Below are 12,424 nucleotides of genomic sequence, written 5' to 3' on the forward strand. Positions count from 1 at the left end.
CGTCCTGCTCGCCTCAGCCCGCCTCTGGCTCAAACACTATGAGTCCACGACCTAGTCTGCCTTCACCGCCTCGGCCGCCGCCTGGGCCGCGGCGATCACCGGGATGACGAGCGGGATGTCGAACTGCGGCTGGAGCCGCAGGGCGGAAGCGGTGAGGGGGCCGCCGCCGATGATGACCGCCTCGGCGCCGTCGGCGATCGAGGCCTGCACCGCCTCGGCGAGTGCCGCGTCGAGCTCCTCGGGGGACTTCGCCATCAGCGCGTTCGGATCGCCGGGCGTGGCGCGCGTGCCGCGGAACTGGTCGGCGTAGCCGAGCGCGGCGGCGGTCTGGCGGAACGCCTCGGCCAGCCCCGGATCGGGGGTGGTGGTGGCGATGCCGAACGGGCGGCCGCCCTCCGCCGCCTCGCGGAACGCCTGCTCGCGGATGCCGAAGACCGGCAGGTCGACCTCCGCGCGGAGCTCGGCGAGGCCGGGGTCGCCGAAGGCCGCGACGATGATGGCGCCGACGCGGTCGTCCTTGGCGGCCTCGACGCCGATCCTCACGACGCCGGGCAGCGCCGCCGCGAGATCCGCCGGCGTGGTCAGGAGCGGCGGCACGCCTTCGTTGCTCTTGCCCTCGACGGTCACCCCGCCGGTGGCGGTGGCGGCGATCTCCGTCATCGACTGCGTGGTCTTCTCGTTGGAGTTCGGGTTGATGAGCAGGATGATGTGGTCGGAGGCGGCCGCCGCGTCCTCGGCCGCGGCGGCGAGGGGCGCGAGGGCGGCGAGGGCGCAGCCGGCGAGGAGGGCGCGGAGGCGGGAGCCGGTGGCGAGGGTCATGAGCTTTCTCCTTCGGTTGGGGATGGTCGGGCGGCGGTTCAGCTGCCGGAGACGGCGCGCTGCACCCGGCTGCGGGTGATGCCCCAGACCTGCATCATCGCGTTGTGCAGTTCCTCGTCGGTCGAGGGGTCGTTCTGCTGCCGGCGGTCGAGGTAGAAGAAGATCCCCTCCTTGGTGTGGCCGCGGACGAAGATCATGAACGGGAAGCCGAACTTCGCGCGATAGGCGGCGTTGCCCTCGGCGAGCGTCTGCATCTCCTCGGGCGTGAGCGCGTTCAGCCCGGCGCTCGCCTGCTCTGCCACCGAGTTCGCCGTCATCGTGCCGGCCTGCGCCTCCTTGCCGGCGAGCTCGGGGTGCTGGTTGAGGAAGGTCACCTGGTCCTCGCGCGGGGCGTTCGCGATCACCGCGTAGAGATCCGCGTGCAGGTCGTCGATGCTGTCGAAGGGCCGGGCCTCCCAGCCCTGCTCGGCGACCCAGGGCGACTTCTCGAAGATGCCGCCGAAGGTCTCGACGAAGCTCGCCTGGTCCATGGCGTTGATCGTCTCGAGGCTGAGCTCGTCGGCGCGGGCGCCGGTCGGCAGGCCGGCGGTGACGAGGGTGGCGGCGAGCGCCATGGCGGCAAGCAGGGCACGACGGGTCGGACGGGTTGACGTCATTTGGTCCTCTCGGGTCTTCGGGGGATGGGAGCGGGCTGCCGCCGCGGCGGCAGCCCGGAGGGCGGGGCCGGGGCCCGTCAGGTGCGGTTCGCGCGCCGCATCAGCGTGGTGTAGGCGATGGCGCCGGAGGCCGCGCCGATGACCCAGCCGAGGTTGTTGTGCGGCAGGATGTGGAAGAGCTGCGTCGAGAGCTCCCAGCCGATGGCGATGAAGCCGGAGATGGCGAGGGACTTGAGGCCGACGTGGTTCCAGCCGCCGTCGTAGTGGTACCGGCCGTTCGCATCCATGGTGTAAAGCTCGGGCGTGTTCACGATCTCGCGCTTCACCAGGTAGTAGTCGGCGACCATGACGCCGTAGAGCGGGGCGAGGATGGCGCCGAAGACCGACACGAAGATGGTGATCGCGTGCGGGCTGTCGACGAAGATCCAGGGGCAGACCAGGACGGCGAGGATCGAGGTGATCAGGCCGCCGCGCTTGAAGTCGACGTACTTGGGGAAGAGGTTGGCGAAGTCGTAGGCCGGCGAGACGAAGTTCGCCACGATGTTGATGCCCATGGTGGCGATGATGAAGGTGACCGAGCCGATGAAGACGGCGACCTTGTTGTCGATGCGGGCGACGATCTCGACCGGGTCCATGATCATCTCGCCGAAGACCGAGACGGAGCCGGCGGTGACGATGACGACGACGATGGCGAAGACGAGGAAGTTGATCGGCAGGCCGAGGAAGTTGCCGACCTTCATCTGCCGCTCGGACTTGCCGAAGCGGGAGAAGTCGCCGAAGTTGAGCAGCAGCGCCGCGAAGTAGGCGACGACGAGCAGCATGGCGTTGATCATGTGGCCGATGGTCTCGGGGCCGGTCAGGTGCACGTCGTTGAGCGTGAGGTTCAGCGAGTCGAAGCCGGCGTGGTAGAGGATCCAGGCCATCAGCGCGAACATGACGAGGTAGACGGCCGGGCCGCAGAAGTCGATGAACTTGCGGATCGTCTCCATGCCGCGCTGGAAGATCATCAGCTGGCCGAACCACATGATCAGGAAGCTGATCCAGCCGAGGGTGTTGAGCCCCATGAAGCCGTCGCCGGTGCCGAGCGCGGCGGCCGAGGGGATGAAGAGCAGGATGATGGTGGCGACGGCCTTGGAGGCGAAGTAGGTCTGCACGCCGTACCAGACGATGCCGACCACGCCGCGGATCAGCGCGGCGAGGTTGGCGCCCATCACGCCGAGCGAGACGCGGGCCATGACCGGGAAGGGGATGCCTTCGCGGAGCGAGGGGCGGCCGATCAGGTTCATCAGGAAGTAGACGATCAGGATGCCGATCGCCATCGAGAGCAGCACCTGCCAGCCGGTGAGGCCGAAGAGGAAGAGCGAGGCGGCGAAGGTGTAGCCGCCGACCGAGTGGACGTCCGACATCCACATGGCGAAGATCGAGTAGCCGGTCCAGGTGCGCTTATCCATCGGCACCGGGGCGAGGTCCTCGTTGTAGAGGTTGGGATCGGCGGCGACGGTGCCGACGTAGTGGATCCCTTCGTGCGTCGTGCCGCTCAGGCCAGACGGAATCGTGGTCATCTCGGTCCTCCTTGATCCGCGCCGGTACTCCGCCTGCGCTGCGTTGTCCGTAGACCCCTTGCATCGGGGTTGGTGGCAGATTACCTAGAATGTTACATGACATGCGTTGTAACATACAATCTGGACATCCCTGAAGGTCTTTCAGGCTTTTCCTGAAAGTGCCCGGAGACACGGAGGAAGGAGACGGATGAACCGGGAGCTTGTGGCCGGCGAGGCGCTGATGGCGGATCGGGCCTATGGGCGGCTGATCGGCGTGCTGCGTGACGGCTCGCTGGGGGCGGGGCAGTTCGTCTCGATGCCGGGGCTCGTCGAGCTGATCGGCCTGCCGCTGGCGGCGACGCGCGAGGCGGTGAAGCGGGCCGACGTCGACGGGCTGGTGCGGGTGCTGCCGAAGCGCGGCGTGCTGGTGATGGAGGCCTCGGCCGAGGTGACGCGGGACTGCATGGACCTGCGCGCGCTGCTCGACTCGGAGGGGGCGCGGCGGCTGGTCGCCGTGGGGGCGTCGCTGCCGCTGGCCGAGCTGCGGGCCAGCCACGAGGCGCTGGTGGCGGAGGCGGAGCGGTCGATGACGTCGGCGCTGCCGCGGCGGGCGATCGAGGTCGATCTGTCGCTGCACGACACGCTGTCGACGGGGCTCGGGAACCCCTTGGCGACGGAGGTCTACCGGGTGAACCGCGACCGGATCGCGGTGATCCAGAACACCCGGCCGTTCCTGCCGGACCGGATCGTGCCGGCGATGCGCGAGCATCTGGCGATCATCGGGGCGCTGGAGCGGCGCGACGCCGAGGCGGCGGTGGCGGCGATCGCCGAGCACTACCGCACGACGCTGCGGTGGTGGGGAATCCTCGTCTGACCGAGTCTCAGCCGTTCTCGCGCAGGACGCGGCCGGCGAGGTAGAGCGAGCCGCAGATGAGGATGCGGGCGGCGGGGGCGGCGGCGGCGATGCCCGCCACGGCCTCGGCGACGGAGGGGGCGGCTTGCGGCTCGGCGAAGCCGGCGGCGCGGGCGGCGGCGACGGTTTCCTCGGCGGTCAGCGTGGCCGGCTCGCCGGGGATGGTGACGCCGTGCAGCGAGCGGGCGAGGGGCGCGAGCGGGCGCAGGAAGCCGGCGGCGTCCTTGGTGCGGAGCATGCCGGTCACGAGATGCAGCGGCCGTTGCGGCAGGCGGGTGAGGGCCTCGGCGAGGGCCGTGCCGGCGGCCGGGTTGTGGCCGCCGTCGAGCCAGAGCTCGCAGGGGGCCGCCGCCTCGGCGAGGGGGCCGCGGCGCAGGCGCTGCAGGCGGGCGGGCCATTCGGCGCGGGTGACGGCGGCGGTGCAGGCGGCCTCGTCCATGCTGAGGGCGCGCAGTGCGCAGAGGGCGGTGCCGGCGTTGCCGACCTGGTGCGCGCCGATCAGGTTGGGCAGGGGCAGGTCGAGCAGGCCCTGCGGGTCGAGGTAGGCCATGCGGCCGTGCTCCTCCCAGACCTGCCAGTCCTGGTTCTCGATCATCAGCGGGGCGAGGCGGCGGTGGGCGGCCTCCTCGATGACGGCGAGCGCCTCCGGCTCCTGGCGGGCGACGATGCAGCCGATGCCGTGCTTGAGGATGCCGGCCTTCTCGGCGGCGATCTCGGGGAGCGTCTCGCCGAGGTACTGCTGGTGGTCGACGGAGATGGGGGTGATGACGGTCAGGCGGGGGCGGTCGATGACGTTTGTGGCGTCGAGCCGGCCGCCGAGGCCGACCTCGAGCAGGGCGTAGTCTGCCGGGGTCTCGCTCATGGCGAGGAAGGCGGCGGCGGTGGTGATCTCGAAGAAGGTGATCGGCTGGCCTTCGTTGGCCGTCTCGCAGCGGGCGAGGGCGTCGGCGAGGGCGGGCTCGGGGATGAGCTCGCCGGCGAGGCGGATGCGCTCGTGGAAGCGGGCGAGATGCGGGGAGGTGTAGACGTGGACCGGGTGGCCGGCGGCCTCGAGGCCGGCGCGGATCATGGCCAGCGTCGAGCCCTTGCCGTTGGTGCCGGCGACGTGGACGACCGGCGGCAGGCGGCGCTCGGGGTGGCCGAGGGCGGCGAGCAGGCGCTCGATGCGGGCGAGCGAGAGGTCGATGACCTTGGGGTGCAGCGCGGTGAGGCGGTCGAGGAGCGTGTCGCTCGTCCTGGTCACGATGCTTCGGCTTTCGCCTCCCCGGACGCCTCCCTGGGCGCCTCCTCGGGCGCGGGAAGCTCGCCGCGGATGTAGGGCGGCTGGCTGGTCAGGAGGCGCAGGATGGTGGCGATCTCGTCGCGCAGGTCCTTGCGGGGCACGACGCGGTCGATCATCCCGTGGTCGAGCAGGTATTCCGAGCGCTGGAAGCCTTCGGGCAGGGTCTCGCGGATCGTCTGCTCGATGACGCGGGGGCCGGCGAAGCAGATGAGCGCGCCGGGCTCGGCGAGGTGGATGTCGCCGAGCATGGCGTAGCTCGCGGTGACGCCGCCGGTCGTCGGGTTGGTCAGCACGACGACGTAGGGGAGGCCCGCCTCCTTCAGCATCTCGACGGCGACGGTCGAGCGGGGCATCTGCATCAGCGAGAGGATGCCCTCCTGCATCCGCGCGCCGCCGGCGGCGGCGAAGAGGACGACCGGGCATTTGCGCTTCACCGCCCGTTCGGCGGCGGCGACGATGGCATTGCCGACGTACATCCCCATCGAGCCGCCCATGAAGGCGAAGTCCTGCGCGGCGGCGACGACCTTGAGCCGGCCGATCTCGCCCTCGGCGACGAGCATCGCCTCCTCCTCGCCGGTCTTCTTGCGCGCCTCGCGCAGCCGCTCGGGGTATTTCTTCTGGTCCTTGAAGCCGAGCGGGTCGGCGAGCGGCTTCGGCACCTCCACCTCGACGAAGACGCCGCCGTCGAACAGCGCGGCGAAGCGCTCGCGCGGCGAGATCGCCATGTGGTGGCCGCAGTTGCTGCAGACATTGAGATTGTCGGCGAGCTCGCGGTGGAAGAGCATGGTGCCGCAGTCGTCGCACTTGACCCAGAGGTTCTCCGGCACCTCGCGGCGCGAGAAGAGCGAGTTGATCTTCGGGCGGACGTAGTTGGAGATCCAGTTCATCCCGGCTCCTCGGCGGCGGACGTGGGTCTAGATAGAACCCCGCCCCCGCGAATGCAATCGCGCCCCGAGGGCGCGCCAGGCGGCCCAGGCGGCGAGCATCACGGCGAAATCGGCAAGGAGCAGCGGGCGGACCGCGGCGGCGTCGGCCGGATCGACGGAGATGGTCCAGAGGGTGAAGGCGCCGAGCGGCGAGGGGAGGGAGACGAAGAGGAGCGAGCTCACGTTGTTGGCGAAGTGGAGGCCGATCGCGGCGGAGAGGTTGCCGGTCCGCACGGTGACGTCGGCGAGGATGAGGCCGACGACGGCGGTGGAAAGGACGACGAGCCAGGCGTTGGCGCCGAATTCGGCCGGGTCCCAGTGCAGCGCGCCGAAGAGGGCGGCAGGGAGGAGGAGCCAGGCGAGGCGGCTGCGGAAGCGGGCGGCGAGGCTCTGCATCAGGTAGCCGCGGAAGGCGATCTCCTCGGCCGCGGTCTGCAGCAGGAGGGCGGGGAGGACGAGCGGGAGCCAGGCGGCCCAGGTGGCGAGCGGCATCCGGCGGACGGGGGCGGCGAGCCAGGCGAGGGCTGGGAGGGAAAGGACGGAGAGGAGGGCGATGGCCGCGACGCCGAGGGCGAAGTGGCGCAGGCGGAAGCCGCCGGGGCCGAGGAGGGTCGCCGGCGGGCGCCGCTGCAGGAGGCGCGCCGCGGCGGCGATGCCGAGGGCGAGGGCGGCGAAGCTCAGCAGGTAGGCGAGCAGGATGGCGCGGCCAGGATCGGCGGGCAGGCGGGTGGCGAGGGGCACGAGGGCGGCGACCGCTCCGAGCCAGGCGAGGGCGGCGAAGATGATGCCGGCGAGGAGGCGCCAGAGGGCGGGGCGGGCGCGGGCCGGGGCGACGTAGGCCTCGAAGCGGTCGGTATGCCGGGGGAGGACGGCCATGGCTAGGGTTCGGCCGCGGCGCGGGCGAGGGCGGCGGCGGCGAGGGCGTCCGGGAGCGGCATCAGGCGGGCGGTGCGGGTCCAGAGGATCGCCGTCTCGATGCGGCGGCCGGGGAAGATCGGGGCGAGGGCGGCGGCGTAGGCGCCCATCTGGCGGAGGATGCCCTCTGGGGTGGCCTCGGGCGTCGGCGGGACGGCCTGGTGGCTCTTGAAGTCGACGGCGAGGATGCGGGCGGGCTCGACCACCAGGCGGTCGATGCGGCCGAGGATGCGCGTGCCGCCGAGCTCCGGGAGGGGGGCCGTGACGTCGACCTCGGCGAGGGTGCCGGGGGCGAAGAGGAAGGCGAGCCCGGGGGCGTCGAGGACGGCCTCGACCTCGGCGAGGAGGGCATCGAGGCCGGGGGTGGCGGGGAGGAGGCGCTGGGCGAGGGTGGCGCGGGCGGCTTGGGGGTGGCCGTGCAGGTGCTCGAGCAGGCGGTGGATGGCGGTGCCGCGGGCGAGCGCCTCCTCCTCGGTGAGGAGGAAGCCGGGCTCGCCGGGGAGGATGTGGACGCCGCCGAGGCCGGAGGGCGAGAGCGGGCGGGGTGCGGAGGCGGGGGTGCGGGCGGGGCGGGCCGCCCATTCGGGGAGGGGCTGCGGCTCGGGCGTGGCGGTGCGCGGGGCGGGGGTCGGGTCGGGCCAGTTGTGGGAGAGGGTGAGGGTGTCGCCGCCCGCGCTGCCGAACGGGCCGGGCGCGCGGGCGTGGGGGAGGCTGGCGACGGCCTCGGCGATCAGCGCGTGCCAGCTCTCGCCGGTCGGGGTGGCGGCGTCGGAGCCGGCGCCGCAGACGATGAGCCAGGTGCGCGGGCGGGTGAGGGCGACGTAGAGCAGGCGGCGGCTCTCCTCGCGGACGAGCTGGCGGCGGGCGGCCTCGGCCTGCGCGAAGGCGGCGGGCGCGCTGTCGGCGGCGACCTTCCAGACCGCCTGGCCGGTCTCGAGGCGGAGGATCTGCGGCGGGTTCTGGGCGTCGCTGCGGGTGGCGGTGTCGGGGAGGATGACGATGGGGGCCTCGAGGCCCTTGGCGCCGTGCACGGTCATGACGCGGACCTGGTCGGCGGTCTCCTCGGTGCGGCGCTTCACCTCCACCTCGGCATGGTCGAACCAGGCGATGAAGCCGGTGAGGCTCGGGGGCTCGACGGTCTCGTAGGCGAGGGACTGGTCGATGAGGGCGTCGATGCCGTCCTCGGCCTCGGCGCCGAGGCGGGCGAGGAGCTTCCGGCGGCCGTCGTGGCGGACGAGGATGCGGGCGAGGAGCTCGTGCGGGCGGAGGTAGTCGGCCTGCGCGAGGAGATCCTCGAGGAGGGTGCGGAGCCCGGGCCAGCGGGGGTCGGTGCGGAGCGCCTGCCAGAGGGTGCCGGTGCGGGGGTGGGCGAGATCGAAGAGCTCGCGCTCGGTCAGGCCGCCGAGGGGGCTGCGCAGGAGAGCGGCGAGGGAGAGGTCGTCGGACGGGGTGGCGGCGAAGCGGAGGGCGGCGAGGAGGTCGTTGACGGCGAGCTCGCCGCCCATGCGCAGCAGGTCGGCGCCGGCGACCGGGACGCCGGCGCGCTTGAGGTGGCGGATGACGGCATGGAAGAGGTCGCCGCGGCGCTGGACGAGGATCATCACGTCGCCGGGGCGGATGGCGCGGTCGGCGCCGGGGAGGGCGCGGGCCTGCGCGAGCCAGGCGGCGATCTCGTCGGCGATGCGGCGGGCGAGGGTCTCGACCGGGTCGTCGGGGGCGCGGGCGTCGACGGGGGCGTCCCAGGGGGGCTCCTCCGGCTTGTCGGGCTTGCCGAGGAAGGGCCAGACCTCGACCCGGCCGGGGCGGTCGGGGCCGATGGCGAGATGCGTGATGCCGGGGGCGAGGCGGGCGCCGGCGGGACCGGCGAAGACGGCGTCGACGAGGGCGAGGATGGGGGGCGCGGAGCGGAAGGAGTGCAGGAGGGCGCAGTCCTGCAGCGCGGAGCCGACGTCGGCGATGGCGCGCAGGTAGTGGGCGCGCTTGGCGGCGAACTCGTCGGGGTCCGCACCCTGGAAGGAGTAGATCGACTGCTTCTCGTCGCCGACGACGAAGACGGTGCGGCGGGTCTCGCGCGCGCCCTCGCCGGCGAAGAACTCGGCGGTGAGGGCCTGGATGACCTGCCACTGCGCCGGGCTCGTGTCCTGGGCCTCGTCGACGAGGATGTGGTCGAGGCCGCCGTCGAGGCGCCAGAGCACCCAGGCGGCGGTGCCGGGCTGGGCGAGCAGCGCGCGGGCGCGGTCGATGAGGTCGTCGAAGTCGAGCAGGCCGAGGGCGGCCTTGCGCCGGGCGAGGGCGGCGAGCCAGCGGCGGGCGAAGCGGTCGAGCTCGGCGGAGCGGTGGAAGGCGGCGTTGGCGAGGCGGAGGGTGCGGGTGGCCTCGACGCAGGTCATGAAGGCGTCGAGGGCGGGCAGGAGGGGGGAAAGGCGGGCGCGGAGGGGCTTGGTGGGGAACTTGCCGGCCTTCGCCGTGCCGTCGCCGGTCAGGAGGGCGGATTCCAGTTCCGCGAGGCGGGTGTTCGGGTCGGTGGCGGCGAGGGCCGCGGCGAGGGCCTGGCCGCACTTCGCGTCGGTCTTGCCGGAGGCGGCGAGGTGGGGGACGATCTGGCGGAGGAGGGCCTCCACGTCCGGGGTCAGGAGGCGGGCGGCGAGGTCGGCGGGGGTGATCTCTGGCTGGGCGCCGAGGGCGCGGGCGAGCGCGGGGCCGTCGAAAGGGGTGGCGAAGGCGTCGCGGTGCTTGGCGATCTCGAGGAGCAGGGGGTCGGGGTCGTCGCCGGGGAGCTGGCGGGCGAGGGCGGCGAAGCTGGCCGGGTCGGCCTTGGCGAGCGCGTCGAGGATGTCCTCGCGCAGCGCCCTGGCCTGGCGATCCTCCAGCACGCCGAACTGCGGCGGGACGCCGGCCTCGAGCGGGAAGCGGCGGATCAGCGCCTCGCAGAAGGCGTGGATGGTCTGGATGCGCAGGCCGCCGGGGGTCTCGAGCGCGCGGGCGAAGAGGGTGCGGGCGCGGGGGAGGTCGGCGGCGGGGGTCTCGCCGAGCTCGGCGAGGGCGGCGGCGAGCGCCGCGTCGGGGAGCATGGCCCAGGTGCCGAGGGTGCGGAACAGGCGGTTCTGCATCTCGGCGGCGGCGGCCTTGGTGTAGGTGAGGCAGAGGATCTTCTGCGGCTCGCAGCCGGAGAGGAGGAGGCGCGCGACGCGGTCGGTGAGCACGCGGGTCTTGCCGGTGCCGGCGTTGGCGGAGACCCAGGAGGAGGCGGCGGGGTCGGCGGCCCTGACCTGGGCGCGGGTGGCGTCCTCGATCACCAGTCGGTCTCCGGGCAGTCGCCGTCGGCCCATTCGCCCTTGCGCGACAGGTGGTCGTAGTCGCCGACCCAGGTCAGCTTCTGCGGGCGGAGGCGGGCGGGGAAGCCGTTCGCCTCGTCGAGATAGTGGGCGATGAGCGCCCTGAACTTCGCCCATTTCTCCGGGTCGGGGTCGAGGGGGAGGGTTTCGCCGGACTTGCCGAGCTTCAGGAGCTCGAGGTGGCGGGCGGGGGCGGCGGGGACGGTCTCGAAGCCGCCGGCCTCGGCGATGGCGGCCTCGAGGTGGAGCTGGAGGTGGAAGGCGGCGGCCTCCCGGGCGGTGGGGCTGCTGCCGGACTTGTAGTCGTAGATGGCGAGGCCGCCGGCCACCGCGTCGATGCGGTCGGCGCGGGCGGTGACGGCGAAGGGCCGGGGGAGGCCCGCGACCTCGCGCCGGCCCGCGACCTCGCGGGCGAGCGGCGTGCCGCGGGCGCGGCGATCGGCCTCGCCGGCGAGGAACCAGGCCGCGGCGCGGTGCAGGCGGGCGGTCCAGATGGCGTTGACGGCCGGCCAGGGGGCCTCGGTGGCGAGCGCGGCGCGGACGGTCTCGGCGAAGACGCGGGCGGCGTCCTCGGGCAGGCCGGCCTCGGTGGCGGTGACGAAGTCGTCGAGCGCCTTGTGGATGGCGGTACCGCGGGCCAGCGCATCGGGCTTGCGGCCGGGCGGGTCGAGCCGGCGCAGGCGGAGGACCCGCCTGGCGTAGACGGCGTAGGGGTCGCGGACGAGCCGCTCCACGTCGGTGACGGGGAGCTCGCCCGGCCGGGCGGCGGCCGGCGGGCGCGGGGCGGGCCGCCGGGCCGGGGGGACGCGCGCGGCGGGGAGGTCGAGGCGGGCGGCGGTGTCGACGAGCGCGGTGCCGCGGGCGCGGGCCTCGGCGAGGGCGCGTTGGCCTTCGTCGCCGAGGCCTAGGAGGAGGTTCTCGAGGCGCAGGAGCCAGCGGGAGGGGACGGTCGGAGCCTCGGCATCGCGGGTGGCGCGGGTGAGGATGACGCGGGGCGCGCCCAGGGCCTGCTGGAAGTCGTGGGCGGAGAGGCCGATGCGGCGGTCGGGGCTGGGGAGGCCGACGGCGCGGCGGAGGGAGCGGCCGAGCCAGGGGTCGGCGGGGGGGAGGCGCGGCCAGGTACCCTCGTTGAGGCCGCCGAGGATGACGAGATCGGCCGACTGGATGCGGGCCTCCAGCGTGCCCCAGATGGCGAGGTTCGGGTGGGTGGTCTGGGCCGGTTCGGGGACGTCGCGGGTGGCCATCTGCGCCTGGAGCAGCGTGCGATAGCCGTGGGCGTCGAGGGGGGCGGCGGCGTCCGACTCGGCGGCGAGCGCGTCGAGGAGGGCGCGGGCCTGGGCGCCGGCGTCCTGCTCCCAGAGCGCGTGCAGGGGCGCGGCGGCGGGGCCGGCGGCGAGGGCCTCGGCGGCGGCGCGGTGGCGGGCGACGCAGGCGGCGAGGGGGGCTGTCTCAGCGGTGGCGAGGGGGGCAAGGGTGGTTTGCAGCCAGGCGATCCAGGCGGGGGCGTCGCCGGCCTCCGCCTCGGCCCAGGCGGCAAGGTCGGGCCAGTCGATCCAGGGCGCCTTGCCGCGGAGCCGGCGGCGTTCGAGGCGGGCGGTGAGGCGGAGGTGGGGGGTGCGGGCGGCGGGGGCGCTGTTCACGAGCGGGTGCTTGAGGAGGACGAGGAGGTCCTCGGGGGTCAGGCGCTCGCCGGGGAGGGCGGCGAGGCGGCGGAGGAGGACGCCGGGGGGGGTGAGGGCGAGCGGGCGGCCGGCGCTGTCGTCGGGGATGAGGGACCAGCGGTCGAGCTCGGCGGTGACGCGGCGGGCGAGCTGGCGGTCGGGGGTGACGAGGGCGGCGCGGGTGCCGGTCTCGGCGGCCTCGCGCAGGGCGAGGGCGATGGCGAGGGCCTCGGCGCGCTGGTCGGGGGCTTCGACCCAGGTGAGGGAGGCGAGCGCCGGGGCGAGGCGGCCGGCGAGGGCGGCGCCTTCGGCCTGCCACTGGTCGGTGACCGGGGCGGGGCGGAGGGCGAGGGAGACCAGCGCGTTGCGCTCGGGC

At 73.8% G+C, this 12,424-nt stretch carries 9 protein-coding genes; 1 reads left to right on the top strand and 8 read right to left on the bottom strand.

Features of this window, described 5'->3' with window-relative positions; all coding sequences use genetic code 11:
• Positions 1-51 precede the first annotated feature (51 nt).
• From Q0112_RS00530 to Q0112_RS00540, 3 genes are all read right to left on the bottom strand, one after another.
• Positions 52-819, bottom strand: a complete 768-nt coding sequence (locus tag Q0112_RS00530) for an aspartate/glutamate racemase family protein (protein WP_297970125.1) — start codon at positions 817-819, stop codon at positions 52-54.
• A 38-nt stretch (positions 820-857) separates the two neighbouring features.
• Positions 858-1,475: a 2-oxo-4-hydroxy-4-carboxy-5-ureidoimidazoline decarboxylase gene (uraD, locus tag Q0112_RS00535; protein WP_297970127.1), complete on the bottom strand. Its 618-nt coding sequence runs from the start codon at positions 1,473-1,475 to the stop codon at positions 858-860.
• Positions 1,476-1,552: 77 nt separating this feature from the next.
• Entirely contained in the window at positions 1,553-3,037 is a 1,485-nt protein-coding gene (locus tag Q0112_RS00540) for an NCS1 family nucleobase:cation symporter-1 (RefSeq protein WP_297970129.1), read from the bottom strand.
• A 187-nt stretch (positions 3,038-3,224) separates the two neighbouring features.
• Here Q0112_RS00540 and Q0112_RS00545 point away from each other — a divergent pair, with 187 nt between their 5' ends.
• The gene (locus Q0112_RS00545; RefSeq protein ID WP_297970131.1) at positions 3,225-3,890 is read left to right on the top strand and encodes a GntR family transcriptional regulator; all 666 of its coding nucleotides are present in this window, start codon (positions 3,225-3,227) and stop codon (positions 3,888-3,890) included.
• 7 nt (positions 3,891-3,897) lie between these two features.
• Here Q0112_RS00545 and Q0112_RS00550 read toward each other — a convergent pair whose 3' ends face one another.
• From Q0112_RS00550 to addB, 5 genes are all read right to left on the bottom strand, one after another.
• Positions 3,898-5,172, bottom strand: a complete 1,275-nt coding sequence (locus tag Q0112_RS00550; protein WP_297970133.1) for a folylpolyglutamate synthase/dihydrofolate synthase family protein — start codon at positions 5,170-5,172, stop codon at positions 3,898-3,900.
• Positions 5,169-6,098 (bottom strand): acetyl-CoA carboxylase, carboxyltransferase subunit beta, encoded by a 930-nt coding sequence (gene accD / locus Q0112_RS00555; protein ID WP_297970135.1) that lies wholly within the window; start codon positions 6,096-6,098, stop codon positions 5,169-5,171. The genes Q0112_RS00550 and accD overlap by 4 nt, the downstream gene beginning before the upstream one ends.
• A 27-nt stretch (positions 6,099-6,125) precedes the next feature.
• Positions 6,126-7,013 carry a CPBP family intramembrane glutamic endopeptidase gene (locus Q0112_RS00560; RefSeq protein WP_297970137.1) on the bottom strand — a complete coding sequence of 296 codons (888 nt, stop codon included), beginning with the start codon at positions 7,011-7,013 and terminating at the stop codon, positions 6,126-6,128.
• A 2-nt stretch (positions 7,014-7,015) separates the two neighbouring features.
• Complete coding sequence (addA, locus tag Q0112_RS00565; protein WP_367278422.1) at positions 7,016-10,348, bottom strand: double-strand break repair helicase AddA; 3,333 nt, start codon at positions 10,346-10,348, stop codon at positions 7,016-7,018.
• Positions 10,345-12,424 (bottom strand): double-strand break repair protein AddB (gene addB, locus Q0112_RS00570; protein ID WP_297970142.1); only part of this gene is annotated, 2,080 nt, incomplete at its 5' end. The genes addB and addA, both read right to left, overlap by 4 nt.

This window comes from uncultured Amaricoccus sp., assembly GCF_937858865.1.
Classification (GTDB): Bacteria; Pseudomonadota; Alphaproteobacteria; order Rhodobacterales; family Rhodobacteraceae; genus Amaricoccus.